Raw genomic sequence first — 24,404 nt, 5'->3', positions numbered from 1 at the left:
TCAGTACTCCTCGGGGTCGATTTCCATGACGAGTTCCCCGCCCTTGAACGCGCGTACCAGCCCGTCGCTCTCCGAGAGGACGATAGCCGTCGCGTTCGTGTCGCGGGTGATGGCCCCGCCGGCCATGTGTCGGGCGCCCAGCCCCTTCGGGATGTCCACGCCCTCGGCGGAGGGTTCGAGATAGCGGTACGCGGAGACGATCTTCCCGGCGTCGGAGATGACGAAGGCGCCGTCGAGCCGCGAGAACTCCTTCAGCATGACGTTGACAATCGGGTCGCCGACGTGGACGTGGGACTTCTCGAAGGGGTTGTACGACAGGGGCCGGGACTTGTTCATCACCTTGCCGGCGTCGCCCACGACGAAGAGGGCGCCGACGGGCTTGCCCTTCTGACCTTTCTTGCCCAGCTCGATGGCCACCTCGAAGACGTCCCGGACGACACCGGGTTCGGCCCGGGAGTTGACAAAGAGGTCGTAGACGCCCGAGGGGGAGAACTCGTTGGTCTGGATGCGGGCCACGGCGTTGGCCGTCCCGGTCATGAAGTCGCTCACGCAGGCCACCTCGTCGCCTTCCTCGACGAGTTCCTGTTCCAGCGCCCCCTCGATGCCAAAGCGGATACGCCCCTCAAGGTCGGTGAAGTCGATGGGTAACTCGACGAACTTGTCGGCGTCGACGGTGTTCTCCGGTCCGACCACGACCACGGTACCGTCGGCCGCTTCGAGCGGTTCGAAGTCGCTCATGCTCGGCGAGAAGAGGAAGACGGCGTCGACATCTGCGACCAGTCCCTCGGAGAGGTCGCGCAACTCGTTCATTGTTCGTATCACGACGGCAAGCAGGAAAAAACCTTCCGGGCAGTCAGCCGCCCGTCAGCGCCGCGTCTGACGGTGCTCTCACGCCGCCCGACGGGTCATCCTGACAACAGATCGTCGAAGGCACCGCTTGCCGGGTGGGCGTGACAGTACGTGCCCACGGTGGCGTACTCGGTCAGCCCGTCGTGGTCGCCGTCGATACCGTCGCCCCGCTCGACGTCGAACGCGAAGCTCGCGTCCCCGTCGACGGTCGCCGCCGAGTAGTGAAACTCGTGGCCCCGCCGCCGGCTCCCCGCGGGCGCGACCGACGAGTCCCGGCTGGCGGTCAGTTCCACGTGGTCCAGTGCCTGGTAGCGCTCGCGCATCTCGACGGTCGCCGGGAGGACGCCAGCCATGTCGTAGCTGTCGCCCTCGACAGTCGTCAGCGACTCCGAGAGCGCCATCAGCCCCCCACACTCGCCGTAGACCGGTAGCCCCTCGGCCGCCCTTGCCGCGAGGTCGTCCAGCGTCGCGGACCCGGAGAGCGTCTCGGCGTGCAGCTCCGGATAGCCGCCGGGGAGGTAGACGGCGTCGACCTCGGGCACCGGGTCCCCGGCCAGCGGCGAGAACGGCTCGATGCGACCCTCGAAGCGGTCACGAAGTGCGGGGTAGCGAAAGCAAAAGGCCGCGTCGCTGGCGACGGCGAGCGTGTGGGTGTCGGCCGAGTCACCGGCGTCGAACGGGCGCTCGGGGGCCGCCGCCGGCGGTTCACGCGCGATGTCGGCGATGGCCTCGGCGTCGATAGCCTCGGCCGCCGCGTCGAGCGCGCCGGCGTCGAGGGGCGACTCCGTACCCATCTCCAGGCCGAGGTGCCGGTCGGGTATCTCTAGGTCCGGTGTCGGCGGCACCCGCCCGAGATAGGCGATTTCGTCGGGCAGGGCCTCGCGGATGCCGTCGGCGTGGCGGCCGCCGTGGGCACGCTGTGCGATGACGCCGGCGACATCGATGTCGACGCCGGCGTGAGCGGCGTACTCCCTGAACCCCAGGGCCGTCGCGCCGACGCTTTGCATTCCCGCCTTGGCGTCGACCACGAGGACGACAGGGAGGTCGAGCACCTCGGCCACGCGAGCCGTCGACACCTTCGTCCCGTCGTACAGGCCCATCATCCCTTCGACGACACAGATATCGCCCTCGCCGCGGTGGTAGGTCCGAAGGGTGCCGTCCTCGCCGGCCAGCCACGGGTCCAGCGACCGCGACGGTTTGCCCACGACAGCCGTGTGGTGGCTCGGGTCGATGAAGTCCGGCCCGGCCTTGGCCGGCTGGGGGTCGTAGCCCGCCGCGTCGAGTGCCCGGAGCGTGGCCAGCGTCGCCACGGTCTTGCCGACGCCGGAGGCCGTCCCCCCGAGGACGACGCCCCTCATCGGGACCCGGCGCCGGACTGGGGCGCCGTGGTGTCGCTCGCCGGGTCGCCGAGCAAGTCGTCGTACACGGCCCCGAACCGCTCGCGGACGTCGGCCATGCCGACGCCGGCGCGGTCGGCAAGCGCCAACGCCCCGCCCATGCCGACACCCTCCTTGGCCTCGCCGGCGACGAACCGCTCCATTGCGATGTGGTCGCTCGCGCCGAAGCCGGGGTCGGTGACAGTCAGGTCCAAGTCGAGGGCAGCCGCGCCGGCCCGGAGGTCCGCCGTAGCGTCGTCGGCGACGTAGCTCGTCGCCGCCAGCCCGAGCCGCCCCTCGTAGCCGCCCGCCCGCACGAGCGCCGCCACTGCGAGTTGCTGTGTCCCACCGGCGAGCGTCACGGCGGTGTCGGTCTCGACGGCGCCGGCGGTGAGCCCCGCGAGCGTCGCCAGAACGGGGTCGCCCATCCGACGGACCGCCCGCTTTGGCTCGCCGGCCGCGTCACCCGGGCCCATCGAGCTCGCCGAGAGCCCCTCGCTGACAGCCTCTTCCTTCCGCTCGATGGGGTTTGACGGCAGCGACGAGGAAACCATCCCGTCCTCCCCCAGCGCCCGCAACACGCCCAGTGCCGTCGTCGTCCCGCCGGGGACCGTCTCGGCCAGCCACAGCTCGTCGGTCGGGAGCGTCCGACCGAACTGCCGGGCCGCCTCGAAGGCCCCGTAGGCCGTCGGCACCGGGTCCTGCTCCCCGATGTCACGACCGACGCCGGCGCCGACCGAGACCGTGGGTGCGGCCGTGGGTTCGGCCAGCCCGCCGTCGACCACGGTGACCTCGAAGCCGAGCAGTTCCCGCACTGCGCGTGTCACCAGCGCCGGCGTGGGACAGCCGCTCGGGCTCACCGGGACCGTCTCCGTCCGGACCGGCCGACCGTAGGTGAGCAACTCCGCGTCGGCCGCGGGCGTCGTCGAGAGCAGGTCCGGGTCCGCGCCGGCGGCGCTTATCCCGTCCCGACGGGCCGTCTCCGTCGTACCCGCGACCAAAATGAAGCGTCTCGTCTCTGGGGACCGTTCCATGCTAGTTTGAGTTACTGCAACCGGACTTTAACGCACCGGTCGGCTGTGAGCTCGTGGCTAACTTCGCTCGCCGGGGCACGTCGAAAGCGACTATGACCCAGAATTTAAGCGACACCGGCCGGGAGTGTCGGTATGGAAGATTTCGACGAAATCGTCTCCTCGCTGACCCCCCGCGAGGACAACGAGGCCATCAAGTCCTACCAGAACACGACGGCCGTCGCCTGCCCCGCCTGTGAGCAACCGTTCGACGACATGGTCGTCTGCAAGGACCCGCCGACATCGCTGAACCTGGACTTCGAGATGGACCTGTGTACCGCCATCCACGACGACCGCGTGGTCATCTTCACACACCGGTAGCGTCGCAGACAGCCGCCCGGGCCCCGTCCCGGGTGGCCGGAGCCAGTGACCGGCGATTACGTCTCGACAGCCGTGTGGCTCTTTCCCCACACATCACAGTCACTGTTTCCCGACCGCACGGCCGGACCACTCCTGAATCGAGAGCGCCCACACGTTGGGGTTTTCCTGAAGTTCGTACTCCGAGAGGAGATTCGACTGATACGCATTGTCGGCCATGGCCCGACGTGCCGCGTCCCACTCGTCGATCGTGATTCGCTCAAGCGGTCCGGAGACGATGACGCTCTGCCAGGAGCCGTCAGGGTCGACATCGAAGGCGGTAAAGCTCGCCGTGTCGGCCTGTTCGGCGTACATCTCTTTCCGGAGCTCGCCGCTGGCACCGAGGAACACGAAGTACAGCCTGTCGTCGCCGTTGTACCCGAACGACAGCGGCACCCCATACGGCACTCCCTCGGCACTCATCGAGAGCACTCCGACGCCGACCTGCGTCAACACGTCGTCGATCTCAGCCGCGTCCATGTCGATTCCCAGTAAGGACTGGAACTCCGTCATACGGTAGAGGACACCCACAGTCGTAATAAAAACCGTGAGATTTCTCACATACTTGGAACACAAGTCGTTTTCTACAACACGTGTGATGTGTATGGAGTAGGTCTACAGGAGATACCGGCGATAGCGATACGACCGCAACCACCATTTACGCACTCACCGCTCACAGGTTCTTCGCGGAGACTCACGGCTCGCGTCGCTCGCCGTTCGTCTTTTCGAGGCGCTCACTCCGTTCGCGCCTCGCTATGCGCGGGACCGGATTCGAACCGGAGGAAGACGGTCGGCCTCACACCGTTCGGCCGCTGCGACTTCCAGAGTTCGAATCAGTCCTGCTCTTCGCTCACCTCGTTCGCTCATGCGCGGGACCGGATTCGAACCGGCGGACCCCTACGGGATAGCGTCCTAAGCGCTACGCCTTTGGCCTGGCTCGGCAACCCGCGCTCACTTCCTCGTTTCCACGAGGTAATCAAGAACCCTTCGCTTGCGGGCGAGTGTTTACGGTCCCCGGGGTCCACCTTCGGGTATGTACCGCGCGAGCGACCGGATCGAACAGGACGAGTGGCTGGGCGAGATAGAGGCCACGGCGGAGACGCTGGACCTGGGGACGCAGGCGCGCTCGCACGCGGTGGACCTGTTTCTCTCGACGCTGCCCGACGAGGACCGGTCGAAGCGGGCGTCGATGGCGGCGAGCATCTACGTCGGCGCGCTTGTCGCCGGCGAGGAGCGCTCCCAGACGGCCGTTGCCGACGCCGCCGGGGTCTCGCGGCTGACCATCCAGCAGCGCTGGAAGGAACTCATCGAGCGGGTCGGGCTGGACGCCCCGGACTGGTAGCACAGGGGGCCTCGCGGACGGTGTGAGAACGCGGGCCGACAGCCTCACGTCGACTGTTCGCGGCCGTCGCGCTCGGGGGTGAGGTTGCCGTACTCGTCTATCTCCCCGTTGACGATACGGGTCGAGGAGATGATGTCGCCGTCGTCGGCCCGCACGTGGGGGACGACCTCCAGTTCCAGTGGGTCGAGCCCGCGCTCGCGGCGTATCTCGTTGATTCGCTTGCCGCCGGTCTCGGTCTCGGGCGAGACGACGAGAGTGTCGAACTGCGGTTCGGTCGCGATACCGGTGGGTTCGGCCAGCTCGCGGATGTCCCACGAGCGGCCGTGCGTCTCGGCCACCCGTTCCAGTTCGGCCGCGAGGTCGGCGCGGCGCTCGTCGAACGAGCGGATGTGGCGTTCGTCCTGTCGGGTGTTCGGGGCGAGGTCGTCGCTGGTGAGTCCCACAGTTACGTCCCCGAGTTCGAAGGCGCGCTCGAACAGCGCCCGGTGTCCGTCGTGGACGGGGTCGAACGTCCCCCCCAACGCCACGTTCATATCCGCGCTAATGGCAGCGCCCGATTTAGTAATGTCGTCTCGGGCACCCCGCGGTAGCTCGTCACACAGCGCCGCCGTCGACCGGTACCACGGCTACTCGTCGTCGGTCGCGTCTTCGACCGAGATGGTGACCGGTTCGTCCGCGTCGTCGGTCGAGCCGACGTCACCGAGGTGGGCGTCCAGATTGAACACCGTGTTCAGCTCCGCCTGCACGTCGCCCACGACGGTCTCTACGAGTTCACTCGGCGCGATAGCGCTGTACTCGTAGGGGTTGTTGCCGGCGCCGTCGCTCTCGCGTTTCTCCCGGGTCACCTTCCCCTCCTCGTGGAGCGCGGCCAGGGCCTCCCGGACGGTGCTGGGGTACAGCCCCGTCAGGTCGGCGAGTTCGTCGCTCGTACTCCCCGAGTGCTGGCGGAGGGCCACGTAGATGCGAGCCCGCGTCTCGGTGTCGAGCACCCACGCGAGCATGTCCACGATGCCTTCGTCGAACTGTTCGACGGCCCGGTCTGCCTCCTGTTCCAGGCGATTCCGTACGTCATCGGCGTCGTCGAGGGCGTCGCCCTCGTCCTCCGGCTCGTCTGCAGACATGTGTTGTCTCTGTGGGGACGAAAGCGGTAGGCGGATAAAAACCTTGGCTCGGGGAGATACCGAGGCCGAGAGCAGGCCGGTGACGCCGATACGTCGCCGTGTCTGGCGGACGAGCGTCCGCCGTTGTCTCTCGCTCGGAGAGACACTTAAACAACCCCGGAATTCGGGGGCTGCTATCGCGTGTGAGAGTGACCCTCTGGTATTTTATTGACACACTCGGTACGAGTACGTGTTGCCGGGCAGAGCCGTACCGTCGACGCTCGGTGTCCGACAATCAATGTGGCCGCCGTTTGGGGACGGCGCCGCTGTCGGTCCGCAACGCGACATGCGAATGGGGAACACGACTCAGCGGGAGGGGAGGTAGTGGCAGCCAGAGCTTTCGTCGCCGCAGTCGCCGCGGCCTTTTAGTACTGGAGTTCGAGCGCACCAGCGAGCGCCGGGACGCCCGCATCCGTTCGGAGCCGGCGCTGTTTCTCCGCGCCGCTTTCGGCCTCGAACAGCCGTGCGATTCCGTCGATGCCCAGGCGGTCGCACTCGGCCTCGACTATCTCCCCCAGCGACAGCGTGTCGTCGCCGGCCCTGGTCAGCAACGACGCGGACTGGCCGTGGCGAATCGCACGCCACTTGTTCTCGTCGAGCAGCTCCCGGCGCAGGTCCGTCCCCGACTCGCCGTCCTCGTAGCGCGCTGCGAGGTCTTCGACGAGCGCGTGGACGTACTCGACAAAGGCGAGCACGCGCTCGGGGTCGGCCTGGCCGTCCGGGGCCCGCACCTCGACGGTGCCATGGCCCGAGTGGGGCCGCACGTCGAACCACAGCTCGCCGCGGTCGTCGATACTCCCGTGTTCGACCATCCGCCGCTCGTAGGCCTCGAAGGCCGCGTAGTCCTCGAAGGCCGTCGGAATGCCGGTGTTGGGGAGCGCCTCGAATATCTTCGCTCTGGCCGACTGGAGCCCGGTGTCGAAGCCGTTCCAGTACGGCGAGTTGGCCGACAGCGCCAGCATGACCGGGACGTGCCAGCGCAACTCGTTTGCCACCCACACCGCCTTGTCGGGGTCGTCCACGCCGACGTGGACGTGCAGGCCCGCCGTCGTGTTTCGGTGCTGGGGGTACTGGATGCGGTCCAGCTGGGCGCGATACCGGGGTTTCTCCGCGTGTTCGAGTTCGCGCCACTTCGCGAGCGGATGCAGCCCGGCTGCGGCGACGCCAAAGCCCTCGCTGTCGGCGTACTCCACGAGGGCCTCACGGACCGCCAGCAACTGCTCACGGGCACCGGCCGGGTCCTCGATGAGCGGCGTCTGCGTCTCGATGACGCATTTGAACAGCTCGTGGTCCAGCCGCTCTTCGAGCAGTTCCGGCGGTTCGCCCTCGTAGACGAGTTCGTCCGTTCCCGACGTGGGGCGGCCGTGCTCGTCTACGACGTAGAACTCCTCTTCGATACCGAGTGTACCCATCCGGGTGAAGTTCTCGGGAGACCCCGTCTCGTCCATTGACCAAAACGTCGCAATCGACCCGCTAAAGCCTTGCGTCCCCAGGCCAGGAAGCGTTGGAAACTCCGAAACGGTTGGTGCCCCGGGAGCTGTGACTCCCTGCGGGACCCGGCGTAGCCGGAACGGCCCCGCCCGTGGTAATTGGTTACACAGTACGTTCCGCGTGACGGGGTGCCATGGGCTGGATTTCCTATTCCAGCGGCCGCGCCACGACGCCGAGATGGTCCTCGTGGTAGGGGTCGAGCCGCTCGGTATCTAGAATCTCGTAGCTTTCCGCCAGTTCGGTCACCACGTCCTCGAAGACGTCTTCCGGGTCGGCGGTCACGTCCTCGCTGCGGGCCTTGATGGCAGCGAGCAGGCGGCCGTCGCCGTCGAGGAACCGGCGGTTCAGCGCCGCGACGCGGGCCTGGCCGCGGGTGGCCACGTCCTGGACGATGACGTCAACGGGCTCGACAACGTGGGCGTACGTTTCGGGCTTTCGCGCGTCCTTGAGCAGCGGAAAGAGGTTCGGCCGGTGGTCGGCCACGTCGAGCAGCTCCCGGGTGGGCCGTGGCGCGAACTCGACCGCGTAGGTCGGCCCGCCGAAGTCGGCGACGTGACTCACGGTCGTCCCGGCGGCGGCGCCCAGATACAGAGTTTTCTGGTCGGCTTCCAGCCCGGTCTCCATCCCCAGGACGAGCATCGCGCCGAGCTTCGAGCGGTGGGGGTCCCAGCGCCGGTACTCGCCGTCTGTCGCTTCGCCGTACTCGGGGTGGCCCCGCGTGGCGATGCTCGTCTCCCCGCCGAAGCCGTGGCGGGAGACGCCGTCGGGCAGCCGAGGCGTCACTCGCCGTCACCTCCGCGCGAGCGGATGCGCTCCATGCGCTCGTCCAGCTCCCGCTGCAGGTCGGGCCGGCGGTCGCCGCTGTAGTGGTCGATGCGGGCGGCGATAGCGAGTTTCCCGGCGAGGGCGCGAGCGGCCGACCCGCGCTCCTCGCGGCGGGTGCCGCTGACGTACTCGTGGGTGAAGATGATGCCGTGCTTGGGAGAGGGCGCGCCCCCGCTGAGGTGGGCAAAGAGGGCGTCCTCCGCGCCCAGCACCTGAACGGTGCCGCTGGGTTGCTTCGCGAGCGACTCCAGCCCGCCCGAAAGCGAGATGAGCCGTGCCGCGAGGACCGGGCCGGCCAGCATCGAGAGGTTCGGCGCGACGGCGGGCGCTGTCCGTTCGATGTACGCCCGCAGGCCGTCGGCCTCCTCGCTTACCGCCACGACCCGCTCGGCCAGCCCGCGGAGCGCCCGGTCGCCGCGGTCGCCGCGGTCGTCGCCCTCGCCCAGTTCGCCCTCGGCGACGTGGCGGGCGAAACCGACGCCGCTGCCGTCCTCGCCGTAGCGACTGTTGCCCCACTCGGCGACCCGCTCGGCCAGCTCGTTTGCGGTGCGCTCGCAGTCGGCCATCGCCCGGACGGCGTGGACGAGCTGCTGGTCGTCGGCTGTCTCGCGCTCGGTGACGGCCGCCTCGGTGGCTGCCGTCGTCGCCGCGTGGAGCCGGTCGTAGTAGTCGTCGATATCTTCGGCGAAGCCCGCGTCGACGGCCGTGGCGGGCCAGTCGTCGGGAGCCTCGGCCCGGCCGCTCGCGATGCGTTCGGCCGCGGCGGCCTCGTCGTCGGGGTCGAGGTCGGCGAACCACCCGTCTGTCATACTCGCCGGTGGGCACCCGACGCGAAAAAGCCCCGCGGTTGGTGTGTCGGCAAGCGGTGTGGCCACAGCCGGATAGCTGCTATCACACGTCTATATCTGTTTATATACTCTCTCGACTAATATAAGGTTGTTATGAGAGAACAGCGACACCCCTTCGACGGCATGGACCGGTTCTTCGACCAGATGCGCCGGGAGATGTTCGGTGCGTGGCGTCCCCAGGGTCGCCAACTCGGCGACGGCCAGCACGACGACGGGTCCAGAGAGCCGACCCAGTACGACGCCGGCGGGTGGGACGCCGGCGTCTCCGTCGAGGAGACCGACGACGGCTTCGTCGTCCTCGCTGACCTCCCCGGCTTCGACCGGGACGACCTCTCGGTTCGCCTCCACGGCGACTACCTCCACCTCAGCGGCGAACACGAGGTCGGGGACGGGATGAGCTACCGGAGCCGGCGGGTCGACGAGCGGATCGCGCTCCCGAGCCACACCGACCCGGACGCGGTGACCGCGAGCTACCACAACGGGGTACTGGAAGTCCGGTTTGCGGTGACGGCGTCCGAGGACGCGGGCACGGACATTCACATCGAGTGAACGTCGGGGTGCTATCGGGTCCGGCAGTTGCTATCCGGTTTTGAAACGGTTTCCAACGTGTAGTGTGTTAACATCCACTACCTACTTGTCCATCCTCGGTGAACTAACGACAAAATGGGCGCGACACCTGGCTGGTACGAGGCGGAGGCCGCCTACGACGACGCGGTCACCGAGATGGACACGCTCGGCGAACTGTTGGCGGCGACGGCGGCGCGCAACGCCGACCGGGACGCCCAGCGGTACAAGGGCGGCATCTACGACCGCTCGCTGACCGGCGAGGTTCTCCCGGGGCCGCCCGACGGCGAGTACGGCGCCGTCAGCTACGAGCGGCTGGGCGAGCTGGTGCGGTATCTGGCCGCCGGTTTCCACGACCTGGGCGTGACCGCCGACACCCGCGTGGGGCTGTTCGCGTCGACGCGGATGGAGTGGGCGCTCGCTGACTTCGCGGTGCTTTCGGCCGGCGGCGTCGTGACGACAGTGTACACCGACTCCTCGGAACAGCAGGTGCAGTACCTGCTCGACGACCCGGACGCCGAGCTGGCGGTCGTGGGCACCGAGGACCAGCTGGATCGCGTGCTGGCGGTCGAGGACGACCTCTCCCTCGACGCCGTCGTCACGATGGACGACTGCGCGCCCGACCGCGGGGACGTGCTCACGCTCGCGGAGGTCTACGACCGGGGCGAAGCGGCCTTCGAGGCCAGCGCCTACGAGTCGTGGCTGTCCGACCGGTCGGTCGACGACCTCGCGAGCATCATCTACACCTCCGGCACCACCGGGCGGCCGAAAGGGGTGAAGCTGACCCACCGGAACTTCCGGGCGAACGTCAACCAGACCAGGCGGCGGCTGGGTCCCCGTCCGGACAAGGACCCCGACCTCCCGACGGTCGCGGCCGGAAAGCGCTCTATCGCTTTCCTCCCGCTGGCGCACGTCTTCGAGCGGCTGGCGGGCCACTTCTTCATGTACGCCTCTGGCGTCACCGTCTGCTACGCGGAGAGCCCGGATACGCTCGCCGACGACCTCCGGCAGGTGCGCCCGCACATGGGTGCAAGCGTCCCCCGCGTCTACGAGCGCATCTTCCGGCGGATGCGCGAGCAGGCCGGCGAATCCACGGTAAAGGAACGCATCTTCGAGTGGGCGGTCGGCGTCGCTCGGGCGTACGCGCGGGCCGACGACCCCGGGGCCGCGCTGTCACTCCAGCACGGGCTGGCCGACCGCCTCGTCTACAGCACAGTCCGTGAGGGGCTGGGCGGGGAGGTGGAGTTCATGGTCAGCGGCGGCGGGAGCCTCTCGAAGTCGCTGTGTGAGACGTTCATCGGGATGGGCGTCGACATCGTCGAGGGGTACGGCCTCACCGAGACGGCGCCGGTCGTCGCCATCAACCCGCCGGAGGACCTCAGACCGGGGACGCTTGGCTACCCCGTGACCGAACTGGACACCTACATCGACGAGGGCGTCGTCGACGCCACGGAGTTCGACGAGGCCAGCGGCCGCCTGGGCGAACTGCTCGTCGACGGTCCGAACGTCACCGAGGGGTACTGGAACGACCCCGGCGGGACGACACGCGGCTTCACCGAACGGGACGGCCGTCGCTGGTTTCGCACCGGCGATGTCGTCGAACAGACCGGGGACGGCTTTCTGGTGTATCATGACCGCATCAAGCAGCTGCTGGTCCTCTCGACCGGGAAAAACGTCGCGCCCCAGCCCATCGAGGACCGGTTCGCGACGGTCGACGTGGTCGACCAGATACTGGTCGTCGGCGACGACCGGAAGTTCGTCGGCGCGCTCGTCGTCCCCGACTTCGAGGAGATAGAACGCCTCGCAGCGAAGGAGGGGGTCGACCTGCCGGAGGATCCGGCGGCGCGGTGTGACCACGAGGCCGTCCGCGGGTGGGTGCAGGCGGCCGTCGACGCGGTCAACGCCGACCTCGAACGCACCGAACGCATCAAGGCCTTCGAGCTGGTCCCCGAGGAGTGGACCACGCGCAACGACCTGCTGACACCGTCGATGAAGAAGAAGCGCCGCAACATCCACCAGGAGTTCGAGGCCGCAGTCGACGCCATCTACGACGAGCGGTCGTGATGGCCACCGGCACCGTCAGCCCGCCGGGCGAACTAGTCCCAGCCCCGCGACAGTATGTCCGAGCGGGACACAGCACCGCCGCACTGAAACGGCTCGGCCGGATAGAGCGAGCATGACCGACGACTACGCCGAGCAGCTCCGCCGGAACCGCGCCGAGAAGGACGACTTCTTCGCCGACCACCCCCAGTCCCCGATACCACCCGAGGAACGGGACGACTTCGACGGGCTGTCGTACTTCGACCCCGACCCGGCCTACCGCGTCGAGGCAGCGGTGACCAGCCACGACGACCCCGACCCCGTGGAGATGGAGACGACCGACGGCCGCGTCGTCCGCTACCTCCACGTCGTCACCTTCGAGTTCGATATCGACGGCGAGACCGCGACCCTCCAGGGATACCGGCAGGCCGGCGACGACCCCGGGCAGCTGTTTGTCCCGTTCCGGGACAAGACCACGGGCCAGCAGACCTACTCGAAGGGCCGGTACATGGAGCTCGAACACGAGGGGGAACTGGCCGACGGCGACACCGTGACGCTCGATTTCAACCTCGCCTACGCTCCCTTCTGTGCCTACAGCAACACCTTCTCCTGTCCGCTCCCGCCCGAGGCGAACTGGCTTGACGTGGCGGTCGAGGCCGGCGAGCGGACGGCGTGATACGGATTCGTGTAGCGATTTACCGGTACTCGCCGACCCCGTGGTCGGCGATATCCGGAACTAATCTACGATAACCCGTATGAGAACGGCTGCCGGAGGGAACGGCTTTTGAGGCCGTCGTTGCTACGGATAGGTATGTCAACCGCGTCGCGCGAGCGTCCCCGCCTCCAGTCGGCTATCGCGCTGGTCTCCGCGCTGAGTCTCGGGGCCGGCGGACTCGCACTCGGGTTCGCGTTGCTCGTCCTGACGGTCGTCGGTATCGGGCTCGTCACCGGGGCGGAGCTTTCGGGCTTTGCCTTCCTCGTCCTCAGCCTCGTGTTCGTCCAGGGCATCGGCTGTGGCGGTGTCGCACTGAGTTACTACAAGCTCAGGCCGGTCATCGCCCCGCGCGTCCGGGACGCGCTGAACATCGGTGGGGACGGGGAGCCGTTCGGAATCCCCGTCTCGGTGCCGAGCCTCCGTCAGGTCGGTGTCGTCCTCGCGGGCTACGCCGCGGCCATCGTCTGGGTGATGCTCTCGGGCGTCGTGCTGACCGTCGTCCAGAACGTCCGGGGCGAGCCGATACAGACCGGGAACAACGCCGCCGCGGAGCTCGGACAGACGAACCCGGAGCTGCTCTTGCTGTTGATTCCGGCGTCGGTCCTCCTCATCGGCCCGGGCGAGGAACTGCTCTTTCGGGGCGTCGTCCAGGGGCGCATCCGCGAGCGGTTCAGCCGCGTGCCGGGCATCGCCATCGCCTCCCTCTTCTTTGCGGCGCTGCACATCGTCGCCCTCGTCGGCGGTTCGCTGCTTGGCAACCTGGTCGTCGTGGCCATCCTCTTTGGCACCGCGACGGTCTTCGGCGTCGCCTACGAGTTCGCCGACAACATCGTCGTCCCGTCGCTGATACACGGGCTGTACAACGCAACGCTGTTTACCATCCTCTATGTCAGCCTGACCGTCGGCGAGGAGCTCCAGCAGGGGCAGGCCCTGCTCGGGCTGGCCGGCTGATACTGGTGGCTGTACCGAACTGACGGAATTCGCCCCCGCGAATGCCTTTCCGACCAGTATGACGACGTTACTCGCGGACGGCCTCCACGTGGGCCGTCGCCTCCTCGGGGGTCATCCCGCGGACGCCACAGACACAGGAGAGCAGTTCCGGGTCCGCGAGTTCGTCGACCTGTTCCCGGTCGGCCCGCTCCAGTGACCCGCTGTCGGGGTCGTACTCGAAGGAGACGCGGTAGCTGACCTGCGAGACGCCCTCGATGCGGTGGTCCTCGTCCGGGTCGGGACTGTGGATGGCCTCCTCGTGTTCGGCCTGCATCGTCTCCTTCCACTGCTTGAGGTTCGACCCGGGGTCGGTGTCGTCGGTCATGCCGAGAGGGTCGCGTGAGACGGACAAAAAGGGTGGCGACGCGACGCGTATAAGGGGCCTTGATTCGCCGGCAGCACCGCTAATCCCGTAACCGCCCTTTCCCAGCCCGGGGCCACGCGTGTGGCCGCCCGAAATCGCCGGCAGTCGGCGGGAGACACACCAATGGCGACACCAGAACCACAGAACGAACAGGAGCGACACCGGGACGGGACGCGCGCCGAACGCGAGCTGCTCCCGAAGACACTGACACGGGGCGGACAGCTAGTACTCGGGGCCGCACTGATCGACCACGGCCGCAGACGGCGCTCCCGCCGCGGGGCGGCCACGGCGCTGGGCGGCGGCGCCCTGGTGTTCAGTGCCCTGGGCGGTGTGTCCCGGGTGAAGCGGGCGTTCACAGACGGGACCGACAGCGAGCGAGCGGCGCCCCGCGAGACGGCCGTCCGCCGCTCGATAACGGTGGACGGGACGCCCGACGAGGTCTACGACCGGTGGCGCGACCCCGGGACCTTCTCGGAGATACTGGGGCACTTCGCCGACGTGAGCCCAGTCGACAGGGACCGGTTCCGGTGGACGGTCCACGGGCCGTACGGCCAGAACATCGGCTGGGAGACCAGCGTCGTGGCCGACGAGCCCGGCGAGGTCGTCCGCTGGGAGACGCCGACGGACGCCGTCCTGCCCAACGAGGGGGCAGTCCGCTTCGAGGAGGCGCCCGGGGACCGGGGCACCGTTGTCACGCTCTCGGTCGCCTTCGACCCGCCGGGCGGGACGCTCGGCAGCGCCGCCCTCGAACAGTTCGATATCGCGCCGGAGGCGCTTGTGGGAGCCGCGCTGGACCGGTTCAAGAGCCTGGTCGAGACCGGCGAGGTGCCGACGCTCGACCGGAACCCCTCGGGCCGCGGGTCAGGTGAGACCGTATGAGAGCGCTCACGTGGCACGGGAAGCAAGACGTCCGCGTCGAGGAGGTCCCCCGCCCGGAGGTCGTCAACCCGACGGACGCCGTCATCGAGGTGACGGCCACCGCCATCTGTGGCTCCGACCTCCACCTCTATCACGGCAGAGTGCCGTCGATGCGGGAGGGCGACGTGCTGGGCCACGAACCGATGGGCCGGGTCGTCGAGGTCGGCGAAGAGGTCGAGACCATAGAAGAGGGGGACCGCGTCGTCGTCCCCTTCACTATCAGCTGTGGCGCCTGCTGGTTCTGCGAGAACGACCTGTACTCGCTGTGTGACAACACCAACCCGAACGCCGAGCTCGCCCGCGAGGTGATGGGTCACTCGCCGGCCGGCCTCTTTGGCTACTCCCACATGATGGGCGGCTACGCCGGCGGACAGGCCGAGTACCTCCGGGTCCCCCACGCTGACGTGGGGCCGGTGAAAATCGAGTCGGACCTCACCGACGAGCAGGTGCTGTTCCTCTCGGACATCTTCCCGACGGGCCACATGGCCGCCGAGAACGCCGACATCGACGAGAACGACACCGTCGCAGTCTGGGGGTGTGGTCCGGTCGGACAGTTCGCCATCCAGAGCGCCGACCTGCTCGGGGCGGACCGCGTCGTCGCCATCGACCGGGTTCCCGAACGGCTGGAGATGGCCCGCGAGCACGGCGACGCGGTGACCATCGACTACGAGGACGAGGACGTCTACGACCGCCTGATGGACCTGACCGGGGGGCGCGGCCCGGACAGCTGTATCGACGCCGTCGGGACGGACGCCCACGGCACCGGGGTCGTGGCGACCTCCGACCAGGTGAAACAGCGGCTGAAACTGGAGGACGACCGTCCGACCGTGCTGCGCGAGGCGATTCGGTGCTGTCGCAAGGGCGGGACGCTCTCGGTCCCCGGGGTCTACGTCGGCCGCGCGGACAACTTCCCGATGGGGCCGCTGATGAACAAGGGAATTACGGTCAAGACCGGCCAGACCCACGTCCAGCGGTATCTCGGGCCGCTGCTGGACCAGATCGAGTCGGGCAACGTCGACCCTTCTTTCGTCGTTACCCACGACGCGCCCCTGGAGAAGGGGCCGGAGCTGTACGAGACGTTCAACCACAAGGAAGACGACTGTATCAAGGTGGTCCTGCGGCCCTGAGCGGCCGAGCGCTGTGGCTGGGGTTTGGGCCGTGAAATGTGCGCCCGGAACACTAACGTCCGGCATCATCCTCGGCGGTGTGCCACGTCAGCCGGCAAACCCTCGTGCCGGGCGGGTGGCGACGAAGTCGCCACCGATTGCCAAGCCGGCGGAAGCCGACGAGGCGCGCGGTTTACGACCGCAATCGGGCGGTTTTCGACGGCCAGTCGAGCGGCTTACGGCCGCTACGCGGACGGTTCGGGCCGTCAGTCCTGGCGGTAACGCCGCCGGATGTACCGCGCCCGGGTTCTCCGGTCTCTCATCGTCCCCCGAGGGGGGCCTCGGCCGGGGATTAAAGGCACGCACCGGCGCTAGACGCCGCCGGTATCTAAGGGTGGCGCTCGGCCGGCCAGGAGTTCAGATGGCGTAGTCGGCTTCCCGGAGCTGGACGTAGCGGCCGTCCCGGTAGCCGAACTTCCCCCACTTGTACTGGGCGACGAGCTGGAGCCCGTGCAGGCCGCCGCGAAGCGCCGCGTCGGCCTTGATGCCGCGGGCGTCCATCAGGTCGTTGGCGGTCCTGAACGCGCGGTCCCAGTCGCGGGGCCGCCAGTCCCGGACCAGATCGGCAAAGGTGACGTTTCTGAGTACCTCGTCGCCGATGGCGGCGTGCCACTCGCGGTTGTAGCGCTCCATGGACTCGTCGGCCGCGAGCCGCCCCGCTATCTTGCCGGTACGGACCGCGACGTGGTCGCCGCCCTCGTGGAAGGCGGAGGTCGCGCCCATCGCGCCGCCGACGACGGCGATGCCGGCGCCGGCGGGCGATTCGATGGGGCGCGTCGAGGAGATGGGATAGGTCTCGGTCCCCTTGGCCTTCCCGCGCTCCTCGACGACGGGGAAGTCCGCGAGGTCGTAGCCGGGGAACTGCTGTTCGAGCAGGCGCTCGATGTACTGGGCGCCGCGGGGAATCCCCTCGTCGTCCGCGCGCAAAAGCGCCCACTCGCTTTGCTCGTAGTCGTCGATGTCGAGCCCGATGGGCATCGTCAGACCGATGCGGGCGACGTTGTCGTCGTTCGGGAATATCCACGGGTAGGCCGTGTGGCCGGGCATCATCCCCCACCAGAACTCGATGAACTCGGGGTCGAACAGCTCCTCGGGCATCCGGCGGTGTTCCTGGTAGGCGATGTGGTTGGCCTCGTTGGATGGCATGATATCGCCCATGGTCCGGTCTAACAGGAACTGGTCCAGCGTCGGTCCGGTGACGGTCCGCTGTGGGCCGTCGGCCAGCACGACGTAATCCGTCCGGATGTCCTCGCCGTCGGCGAGGTGGACGGTGTGGCGAGGCGACGTGGCGAGTTCGGTATCGATGCCCGTGACGGAGACGCCGACCCGGTAGTCGGCGCCGGCGTCTTCTGCCCGGCCGCGGAGCCAGTCGTCGAACTTCGCGCGGTGGAACGTGAAGCCGAAGCCGTCGTACTCGGCGTCGATACCGGTCTCGGTCAGCGCCAGCTCCGAGTCGGGGCCGTAGAACTTCGCGCCCGCCAGTTCGCTGAGGACGATGTCGTCGGGGATCTCGTCGGGCGCATAGCCCATGATGTCGAGCCAGTAGTCGAGCAACCCGGCGGCGTCCGTCGAGTCCGGTCCGCGGCCGGCGCGGTCGGCCCGGGGGACGCCTTTCTCCAGCACGACGGCCTCGGCGCCGCGGGCGGCGGCCGCTTGCGCGGCCGACGAGCCCGCCGGACCACCGCCGACGACGGCCACGTCTACGTCTTCCATACCCGCTACGGTGCCCCCCGGCGGCTAAAACCTATTGTCTCTGTCGCGCGGTGGCGACCACGGCGTCGCGGCTGCCGCCGACTACTGCTCCGCGTTCGCGGCGGTCGGAACAGCTTTCCGGGCCTGTTCGAGTTCGGGACTGTCGCCGTCGAGCCGGTCGACGGTGCGCTGGTATTGCGGGTTCCGGGCGAGTCTGTGCTCTGACACGGCGGACTCGACAATCTGGCGGCGCCTGTCGAAGGCAATAAGCCGACGGTGCCGGTCCGAGCACTCGGCGATGGCGGCGGCGCGTTCGATGTGCGCTGTGACCGTCTCCCGCGACGACGGTTTCTGGAGGTAGTCGTCGACCGGGATGTCGAGGAGGTCGACGTCCGGCTCCACGCCGCTTATCATCACGACCGCCGCGTCTGTATCCCGCTGTTCCAGTTCGTGTGCGACGTCTACACCGTCTCGCCTGGGCATCTCCCGGTCCAGCACGACGACATCGACCGTCTCGTCGAGTTTCCGGAGCGTCTCATCGCCGTCGGCCGCCAGCCGAACGTCGTATGACGGCGCCAGCCAGCAGCGGTACAGCGAGCGCATGTCGCTATCGTCGTCGGCTGCCAGCACCGTCCCGGCGGTCCCTGTCATACCAGAGTAACTGGGCGGCTATCGCATATACACCGCCTACCGTTTAGACGATTCAAAACCGTTTAATCTGCCGTTTATCGGCCTCTCGGCAGCAATTTGGGAATTTCGCTCGCGACGCTGCGCCACCGTTTTGACGCCGCCGGTCGACGTCACTGCTATGCCCGATATCGTCGTCCGCCGTCACAGCGTCCACGGTATGCCCACCGCGGAGTACGCCACAGCCCTGCGCGAGCGCCTCCCCGGCCGCGAGGTCGCAGTCGCGCGGACACCGGCCGCCGAGCGCGACCTCGTAGCCGACGCGGCGGTCGTCACGGGCAGTGCCATCGACGAGTCGCTGCTGGAGCAGGCCGACGGGCTACGGCTGTTCGCCAGCACCTACGCCGGCTACGACCACCTGCCCCTGTCGGCGCTGGCCGAGCGCGGCGTCGCCCTGACGACCGCCTCGGGCGTCCACGGGCCAAACATCGCGGAGTACGTCGTCGGCGCGTGGCTGTCGATGGCTCGGGGGTTCCCCCAGGCGCGCCGCCAGCAGCGCCGGAGCGTCTGGCAGGCCTTCCAGGCCAGCGACTTCGCCGGGAGCCGCGTCTGTGTCGTCGGCGTCGGCGCCATCGGAGAGGCCATCCTCGACCGGCTGGACGGCTTCGGCGTGGAGACCGTCGCCGTGCGCCACTCCCCGGCGAAAGAAACGGCCGCGGACGAGGTGTTCGGCTACGAGGAAATCCACGAGGCGGTCGCCGACGCGCGATACGTCGCGCTGGCCTGCCCGCTCACCGCCGAGACGCGCGGGCTCGTCGACGGGTCGCTGCTGCGGACGATGCACCCGGACTGCGTGCTGGTGAACGTCGCCCGCGGCCCGGTCGTCGACACCGACGCGCTGGTCGGCGCCCTCCACCGCAACCACGTCGGCAGCGCCGTCCTGGACGTGACCGACCCCGAACCGCTCCCCGGCGACCACCCGCTGTGGGACTTCGAGAACGTCCTGCTTACGCCCCACAACGCCGGCCACACGCCGAAGTATTACGAGCGACTGGCCGACATCGTCGCGGAGAACGTCCGACGGGCCGAGGAGACGGGGTCGTGGGACGGGCTGCAAAATCAGGTCGACCTGTAGCTACGGCCCGCGGCTCGTCCGATAGCCGTCGCGGGCCTCGTAGGCGACGTAGGCGCCGAAGACGACCGCTACGAGCGCCCAGACGGCTGTCGAAAGTTGCCAGTTGCCCAGCTCGACCCCGCTGTAACTGTTGCCAACCAGTACGGCAGCGACGGCGAAACTGACCACCGCGACGAACCGCCAGCGGGCGGCGACTGGGACGGCCTCGCCGTCGCCTCGCGTGGCCAGATACGCGTGGGAGCCGGCAAAGAGGAAGACGTAGCAGGCGGCGACGAAGAGCCCCGACGAGACTGTGTCCGTCGTTCCGAAGCGTACCCAGAGCGTCGCGAGCGCCATCGTGGCGACGACGACGGCGACTTGGACCTTGCTATCGCGGGAGACCATCGCCGCCCTTTTGGTGCCGGCGAAAAGAGTGTGCCGGCCTACAGGTAGCCGCGCTTGTCGAGCAGCTCGCCGTTCAGGATGCTCGCGCCGGCGGCGCCCCGCATCGTGTTGTGGGCGAGGCAGTTGAACTGGACGCCGTCGGTCGTCTCGCGGAATCCGCCGACAGCGACGCCCATGCCGCCCTCGGTGTTGCGGTCGAGGCGGGGCTGTGGGCGGTCTGGCTCCTCGAAGACCTTGATGAGCCGGTCGGGCGAGGAGTGGAGGTCGACGCCGGTGACCGCTTCCATCGCCTCGGCGGCGTCCTCGGGGGAGATGTCCTCGGCCGTGTCGGCCCAGACGTTCTCAAGATGGCCGTCGAGTGTCGGGATGCGGTTGCAGGAGGCGGCCACGTCCATGTCGTGGAGTTGGACCTCGGCGCCGTCGAAGCTACCCAGCAGCTTCCGGGACTCGGTCTCCATCTTCTGTTCCTCGCCGCCGATGTGGGGGATGGCGTTGTCGATGATCTCCATCGAGGAGACGCCGTTGTACCCCGCGCCCGACACCGCCTGCAGCGTCGAGACGCGCACGTCCGTCAGATCGAAGGCGCGGTCGAGCGCCTCCAGTGCGGGGACCATCGTAATCGTCGAGCAGTTGGGGTTTTTCAGCAGGGCGCCGTCCCAGCCCCGTTCGTCGCGCTGGACCTCGATGAGGTCGACGTGGTCCGCGTTGACCTCCGGGATGGTGAGGGGGACGTCGTCGTCCATCCGGCCGTTCGAGGAGTTCGAGGAGACGACGTAGCCGGCCTCACAGAACTCCGGTTCGACCTCCGCGCCGACACCCGAGGGAAGCGAGGAGAAGATGAGGTCCACGTCGTCGGGCACGGACTCCGGGGTCGTCGCGCCGACCTGGATGTCCGCGACGTCGTCCGGGATGGGCGCGTCGACGCGCCATTTGGCGGCCTTCCGATACGGCTTCCCGGCGCTGGATTCGCTCGCGGTGAGTGCGGCGATCTCGAACTCCGGATGCGGGTCGAGTAGCTGGATAAGTCGCTGTCCGACTGCCCCTGTGGCACCGAGGACGCCTACGCGTACAGACATTGAGTCACCGTCTGCTTCCGGTACTCAAAACCGTTTGGGTATTGTCCCGCGTTGGCACGGCCGTCGAACCCGGGCCGACGTGTGCCCGTGCCCGGCAACCGTCGGGAGAAAAGCGTAGTTTCAACTATGAGATTGTTTTAACATGATTCCCACATATACTACAGTAGATGGACCAGTCAGCGTTGTTTGGCGTCCTGATCGACCACGTGCGTGATAAGATTCTCCTCGTGGACGAGCGGGGTGAGGTCACGTACGCCAACGACGCGGTGAAACGTCGCCTCGGCTACGACCCGGCCGCGCTTGTCGGCGAGCCCATCTTCGACTACATCCACCCGGAGGAAGTCGAGAAGACGAGAGACGCTTTCGAGCGGACCATCGCCGCCGAGAGCTACACCGAGATCACGGTCGAGTACCGGTTCCGCACCGCAGACGGGTCCTACGTGTGGCTGGAGAGCCGGATGTCGAACCTCACCGACGAGCGGTTGGACGGCTACGTCGTCAGTTCCAGAGACATAGACGACCGCGTCGCCGCCGAACGCGAGCGCGAGGCGACGGCGACCCGGCTGAAAGAGATCGCCGCCACGGCCGGGGACGTCCTCTGGATGTTCTCCGCTGACTGGTCCGAGCTCCTCTTTGTCAACCCCGCCTACGAGTCCGTCTACGGGAAACCGATCGACCGGCTCCGCGAGGACCCGTCGGCGTTTCTGGCGACGGTCCACCCCAAGGACAGACCCTGCGTGGAGGAGGCGATGGACCGGCTCACAGCGGGGCAGTCCGTCGACATCGAGTACCGCGTCAACTCCGTGGACGACGACGTCTGGGTGTGGGTACAGGCCGAACCCATCGTGCAGGACGGCGAGGTCGTCCGTATCACCGGCTTCACCAGGGACATCACCGACCGAAAGCGCCGCAGCCGCCAGCTCTATGTCATGGACAAGCTGTTGCGACACAACCTCCGCAACGACCTCACGACCATCCTGGGACAGGCGGAGTACATCGGGGAGACGGCGCCGGAGACGAGCGAGCGCGTGGCCGTCATCCGCCGGACCGGTGAGGACCTCTTGGCGACGGCGGAGAAACAGCGTGACATCATCGACGTGCTGACCAACGACGTCCGCTTTGAGACCCGGGACATCCGTGACATCGCCGACCGGAGCGCCACGATTGTCACGGAGCGGTTCGACGCGGCGAGCATCGACGTCACCGGACCGGCCTCGGTGCCCGCGTACGCGATACCGCACCTACAGCACGGTATCACCGAGCTCCTCGAGAACGCGGTGCGCCACAGCGACCGGGACCGCCCCCACGTCGACGTGACCGTGCGCCCGGAGGGCGAACGCGTCGTCGTCGAAGTGCGTGACGACGCACCCCCGATCCCCGACAACGAGGCGCAGGTGCTGACAGGGGAGTACGAGATGAGCGACATCTACCACAGCACCGGCCTCGGACTGTGGCTCGTCTACTGGGTGATAGAGCTGATGGACGGCTCGATAACGGTCGACAGCGAGGCGGCGGGCAACCGGATACGGGTGCAGTTCTCGGCCCGGCCCCGGACCACGCCGGTCGACAACTCGGCGTCGGACACCGACTAGCCCGGACCGCGACGCGACACCGGGCGCTCAGGCCGACGCCTCGGTGTCCTCGAAGGCCCACTGAATCACGCGTGCCTCGACGACATCGCGCTCGTCGACGTACGGGTCCTCGCGGTTTTCGAGGACGCGCTCGGCGTCGGCGCGCATCTCGGCTTCCAGGTCGGAGTGGTCGGGTTCGTCGCGGACCTCGTTGAGCAGCGCCTCGAAGTCAGAGCGCAGGTCAAAGGAGGCCCGGGCGACGTTGCACCGCGACAGCGGGCTCATCCCGGTTTCGAGGACGAGCTCCCGGACCGTCTCCCAGTCCGACGCACAGAAGTAGATGGACACCTCGCCGACGATGTCCCGCCAGGCGATGGCCCCCGAATGACGCATCAGCGGGACCGCTCTCGGCGGCAGGTCCAGCCGGCTGCTGGTGTCGGGGTTCCCACAGAGGCAACACGCCTTCTCCGTCTTGCCGGTGTACATAGTCGAGGGTAGGACTCGACGGACTTGGGTACTCCGTTCGGGACTGAAAGGTTTTAATCGCCGGCCCCGGGAGTCGAGGTATGAACACGGCCGAGCGAATCGACCTCGTGAGCAGACACACACAGGAGGTCGTCAAAGAGGCGGAACTCGAGGAACTGTTCGAGGCCGGCGACCCGACGGCCTACATCGGCTACGCGCCCACTGGCGAGATGCACATCGGTCACTTCACCACGATGCGCAAGCTCGCGGACTTCCTGCGGGCGGGCGTTGAGGTCACCGTCCTCATCGCCGACCTCCACGCCCATCTTGACGACAACAAGAGCCCGTTCGACCTGCTCGACGCCCGCTCGGACTACTACGAGACGGCTATCGAAGGGATGATAGACGCGGCCGGCGCCGACCCGGAGGACGTCGAGTTCGTCCGGGGCACCGACTTCCAGCTAGACGAGGAGTACACCCTGGAGATGTACCGGATGGCCGCCGAGACGACCATCGCGCGCAGCCAGCGGGCCGCAAGCGAAGTCGTCCGCGAATCGGAGAGCCCCAACCTCGGCGGGCTCATCTACCCGCTGATGCAGACCCTGGACGTGAAGGCCCTCGATGCGGACATCGCCTACGGCGGGGTCGACCAGCGGGGCATCTACATGCTCTCGCGCGAGGTCCTCCCCGACCACGGCGGCGACGCGCCCGTCTGCGTGTTCGCGCCGCTGCTCTCGGGCCTGTCGGGCGGGAAGATGAGCGCCTCTGACGCGGCCTCGAAAGTGAACCTGACCGACAGCCCCGAGGAAGTCGAAGAGAAGATCGGACAGGCGTACTGTCCCGCGGGCGAGGTTGAGGACAACGGCGTCCTCGAATACCTCGAGCACCTCGTCTTCCCCGTCCTCGCGGTCGACGACGAACCCTTCGTCGTCGAGCGACCCGAGGAGTACGGCGGCGACCTCACCTACGAGAGCTACGAGGAGGTCGAGGCGGACTTCCTCTCGGGCGAACTCCACCCCGCGGACCTCAAACCCGCCGCCGGCGCGGCCATCTCCGACGTCATCGACCCGGTGCGCGAGCGCCTGACCGACGAGCCCGAGCTGCTGGCCGAGGCCTACCCCGACGAGTACGGCGCGGAGTGACGGCCGGTACGCGCCGGCGACTCGGAGCGTTCGGACGGTCCCGGCCGGGGCCGGCCGGTCGTGTGTGTGGCCGAGTGGGACGCAAGTTCGGCGTCGTTTTGGAGTAGTGTTATATCTCCGAGGGAGGATATGGTGGGTGCGAGAATGTCACGAGCAGGTGTGTCGACGGGGCGGTGGCGGACGACAGTCGCGCGGCCGGGAGCCACAGGCGGGACCGCCCCAGTCGCTGCCGACCGC

26 protein-coding genes and 1 tRNA gene are annotated in these 24,404 nt (G+C 68.0%); 11 read left to right on the top strand and 16 right to left on the bottom strand.

Going from position 1 to position 24,404, the window contains the following annotated elements:
- The 3 genes from dacZ to VJ162_RS00600 form a co-directional block, all read right to left on the bottom strand.
- Positions 1-810 carry a diadenylate cyclase DacZ gene (dacZ, locus tag VJ162_RS00610; RefSeq protein WP_324661699.1) on the bottom strand — a complete coding sequence of 270 codons (810 nt, stop codon included), beginning with the start codon at positions 808-810 and terminating at the stop codon, positions 1-3.
- Between the two features lie 95 nt (positions 811-905).
- A complete protein-coding gene (locus tag VJ162_RS00605) occupies positions 906-2,207 on the bottom strand; it encodes a cobyrinic acid a,c-diamide synthase (protein ID WP_324661698.1) in 1,302 nt (433 codons plus the stop codon).
- The gene (locus VJ162_RS00600; protein ID WP_324661696.1) at positions 2,204-3,259 is read right to left on the bottom strand and encodes a nicotinate-nucleotide--dimethylbenzimidazole phosphoribosyltransferase; all 1,056 of its coding nucleotides are present in this window, start codon (positions 3,257-3,259) and stop codon (positions 2,204-2,206) included. The genes VJ162_RS00605 and VJ162_RS00600 overlap by 4 nt, the downstream gene beginning before the upstream one ends.
- Before the next feature lie 132 nt (positions 3,260-3,391).
- On the opposite strand from VJ162_RS00600, the gene VJ162_RS00595 reads away from it, so the two are divergent.
- Positions 3,392-3,616 carry a DUF7385 family protein gene (locus tag VJ162_RS00595; RefSeq protein ID WP_262176191.1) on the top strand — a complete coding sequence of 75 codons (225 nt, stop codon included), beginning with the start codon at positions 3,392-3,394 and terminating at the stop codon, positions 3,614-3,616.
- Between the two features lie 99 nt (positions 3,617-3,715).
- Here the strand turns inward: VJ162_RS00595 and VJ162_RS00590 are convergent, their stop codons facing one another.
- Positions 3,716-4,165 carry a pyridoxamine 5'-phosphate oxidase family protein gene (locus VJ162_RS00590; protein ID WP_324661695.1) on the bottom strand — a complete coding sequence of 150 codons (450 nt, stop codon included), beginning with the start codon at positions 4,163-4,165 and terminating at the stop codon, positions 3,716-3,718.
- Positions 4,166-4,518: 353 nt separating this feature from the next.
- A tRNA-Leu gene (locus VJ162_RS00585) sits at positions 4,519-4,603 on the bottom strand.
- A gap of 82 nt (positions 4,604-4,685) precedes the next feature.
- On the opposite strand from VJ162_RS00585, the gene VJ162_RS00580 reads away from it, so the two are divergent.
- Positions 4,686-4,994 (top strand): cyclin family protein, encoded by a 309-nt coding sequence (locus tag VJ162_RS00580; RefSeq protein ID WP_324661694.1) that lies wholly within the window; start codon positions 4,686-4,688, stop codon positions 4,992-4,994.
- A 44-nt stretch (positions 4,995-5,038) separates the two neighbouring features.
- On the opposite strand, the gene VJ162_RS00575 is transcribed toward VJ162_RS00580, so the two are convergent.
- The 5 genes from VJ162_RS00575 to VJ162_RS00555 all read right to left on the bottom strand — a co-directional run bounded on the left by VJ162_RS00575 (position 5,039) and on the right by VJ162_RS00555 (position 9,279).
- Positions 5,039-5,527, bottom strand: coding sequence for a phosphopantetheine adenylyltransferase (locus tag VJ162_RS00575; protein ID WP_324661692.1), 489 nt, complete (start codon positions 5,525-5,527; stop codon positions 5,039-5,041).
- A gap of 93 nt (positions 5,528-5,620) precedes the next feature.
- Positions 5,621-6,115, bottom strand: coding sequence for a helix-turn-helix domain-containing protein (locus VJ162_RS00570; RefSeq protein WP_324661691.1), 495 nt, complete (start codon positions 6,113-6,115; stop codon positions 5,621-5,623).
- A 404-nt stretch (positions 6,116-6,519) separates the two neighbouring features.
- Complete coding sequence (locus VJ162_RS00565) at positions 6,520-7,602, bottom strand: glutamate--cysteine ligase (RefSeq protein ID WP_324661690.1); 1,083 nt, start codon at positions 7,600-7,602, stop codon at positions 6,520-6,522.
- Positions 7,603-7,792: 190 nt separating this feature from the next.
- Complete coding sequence (locus VJ162_RS00560; RefSeq protein ID WP_324661689.1) at positions 7,793-8,428, bottom strand: fibrillarin-like rRNA/tRNA 2'-O-methyltransferase; 636 nt, start codon at positions 8,426-8,428, stop codon at positions 7,793-7,795.
- Positions 8,425-9,279, bottom strand: a complete 855-nt coding sequence (locus tag VJ162_RS00555) for an NOP5/NOP56 family protein (protein WP_324661688.1) — start codon at positions 9,277-9,279, stop codon at positions 8,425-8,427. The genes VJ162_RS00560 and VJ162_RS00555 overlap by 4 nt, the downstream gene beginning before the upstream one ends.
- A gap of 132 nt (positions 9,280-9,411) precedes the next feature.
- Here VJ162_RS00555 and VJ162_RS00550 point away from each other — a divergent pair, with 132 nt between their 5' ends.
- The 4 genes from VJ162_RS00550 (at position 9,412) to VJ162_RS00535 (ending at position 13,588) form a co-directional block, all read left to right on the top strand.
- Positions 9,412-9,867, top strand: coding sequence for an Hsp20/alpha crystallin family protein (locus VJ162_RS00550; RefSeq protein WP_324661686.1), 456 nt, complete (start codon positions 9,412-9,414; stop codon positions 9,865-9,867).
- Between the two features lie 114 nt (positions 9,868-9,981).
- A complete protein-coding gene (locus VJ162_RS00545) occupies positions 9,982-11,946 on the top strand; it encodes an AMP-dependent synthetase/ligase (protein ID WP_407066819.1) in 1,965 nt (654 codons plus the stop codon).
- Positions 11,947-12,058: 112 nt separating this feature from the next.
- Positions 12,059-12,598: a DUF1684 domain-containing protein gene (locus tag VJ162_RS00540; protein WP_324661684.1), complete on the top strand. Its 540-nt coding sequence runs from the start codon at positions 12,059-12,061 to the stop codon at positions 12,596-12,598.
- Positions 12,599-12,733: 135 nt separating this feature from the next.
- Positions 12,734-13,588, top strand: coding sequence for a CPBP family intramembrane glutamic endopeptidase (locus VJ162_RS00535; RefSeq protein WP_324661682.1), 855 nt, complete (start codon positions 12,734-12,736; stop codon positions 13,586-13,588).
- 67 nt (positions 13,589-13,655) lie between these two features.
- Here VJ162_RS00535 and VJ162_RS00530 read toward each other — a convergent pair whose 3' ends face one another.
- On the bottom strand, positions 13,656-13,952 hold the full coding sequence (locus VJ162_RS00530; RefSeq protein WP_324661680.1) for a hypothetical protein: 297 nt from the start codon (positions 13,950-13,952) through the stop codon (positions 13,656-13,658).
- A 162-nt stretch (positions 13,953-14,114) separates the two neighbouring features.
- Here VJ162_RS00530 and VJ162_RS00525 point away from each other — a divergent pair, with 162 nt between their 5' ends.
- Entirely contained in the window at positions 14,115-14,870 is a 756-nt protein-coding gene (locus VJ162_RS00525; RefSeq protein ID WP_324661678.1) for an SRPBCC family protein, read from the top strand.
- A complete protein-coding gene (locus tag VJ162_RS00520) occupies positions 14,867-16,036 on the top strand; it encodes a zinc-dependent alcohol dehydrogenase (protein ID WP_324661675.1) in 1,170 nt (389 codons plus the stop codon). The genes VJ162_RS00525 and VJ162_RS00520 overlap by 4 nt, the downstream gene beginning before the upstream one ends.
- Positions 16,037-16,432: 396 nt before the next feature.
- On the opposite strand, the gene VJ162_RS00515 is transcribed toward VJ162_RS00520, so the two are convergent.
- Entirely contained in the window at positions 16,433-17,788 is a 1,356-nt protein-coding gene (locus VJ162_RS00515) for an NAD(P)/FAD-dependent oxidoreductase (protein WP_324661674.1), read from the bottom strand.
- 81 nt (positions 17,789-17,869) lie between these two features.
- The gene (locus tag VJ162_RS00510) at positions 17,870-18,418 is read right to left on the bottom strand and encodes a response regulator transcription factor (protein ID WP_324661672.1); all 549 of its coding nucleotides are present in this window, start codon (positions 18,416-18,418) and stop codon (positions 17,870-17,872) included.
- Between the two features lie 157 nt (positions 18,419-18,575).
- Between VJ162_RS00510 and VJ162_RS00505 the strand changes: the two genes are divergently transcribed.
- On the top strand, positions 18,576-19,529 hold the full coding sequence (locus VJ162_RS00505) for a D-2-hydroxyacid dehydrogenase (RefSeq protein WP_324661670.1): 954 nt from the start codon (positions 18,576-18,578) through the stop codon (positions 19,527-19,529).
- On the opposite strand, the gene VJ162_RS00500 is transcribed toward VJ162_RS00505, so the two are convergent.
- Together VJ162_RS00500 and asd are read right to left on the bottom strand one after the other, a co-directional pair.
- On the bottom strand, positions 19,530-19,913 hold the full coding sequence (locus VJ162_RS00500; protein WP_324661669.1) for a hypothetical protein: 384 nt from the start codon (positions 19,911-19,913) through the stop codon (positions 19,530-19,532). It abuts the gene before it with no gap.
- 38 nt (positions 19,914-19,951) lie between these two features.
- Positions 19,952-20,989, bottom strand: a complete 1,038-nt coding sequence (asd, locus tag VJ162_RS00495) for an aspartate-semialdehyde dehydrogenase (RefSeq protein ID WP_324661667.1) — start codon at positions 20,987-20,989, stop codon at positions 19,952-19,954.
- Between the two features lie 167 nt (positions 20,990-21,156).
- Here asd and VJ162_RS00490 point away from each other — a divergent pair, with 167 nt between their 5' ends.
- Positions 21,157-22,581 carry a PAS domain-containing sensor histidine kinase gene (locus VJ162_RS00490; protein WP_324661665.1) on the top strand — a complete coding sequence of 475 codons (1,425 nt, stop codon included), beginning with the start codon at positions 21,157-21,159 and terminating at the stop codon, positions 22,579-22,581.
- A 27-nt stretch (positions 22,582-22,608) separates the two neighbouring features.
- Here VJ162_RS00490 and VJ162_RS00485 read toward each other — a convergent pair whose 3' ends face one another.
- Positions 22,609-23,046 carry a hypothetical protein gene (locus VJ162_RS00485; protein WP_324661664.1) on the bottom strand — a complete coding sequence of 146 codons (438 nt, stop codon included), beginning with the start codon at positions 23,044-23,046 and terminating at the stop codon, positions 22,609-22,611.
- Between the two features lie 80 nt (positions 23,047-23,126).
- On the opposite strand from VJ162_RS00485, the gene VJ162_RS00480 reads away from it, so the two are divergent.
- The gene (locus tag VJ162_RS00480; RefSeq protein WP_324661663.1) at positions 23,127-24,167 is read left to right on the top strand and encodes a tyrosine--tRNA ligase; all 1,041 of its coding nucleotides are present in this window, start codon (positions 23,127-23,129) and stop codon (positions 24,165-24,167) included.
- Positions 24,168-24,404: the final 237 nt, after the last annotated feature.

The organism is Haloarcula sediminis (assembly GCF_035656455.1).
In the GTDB taxonomy this organism is placed as follows: Archaea; Halobacteriota; Halobacteria; order Halobacteriales; family Haloarculaceae; genus Haloarcula; species Haloarcula sediminis.
Note: the sequence above shows the minus strand (reverse complement) of the source record. Positions and strands in the feature narration are given on the sequence as shown.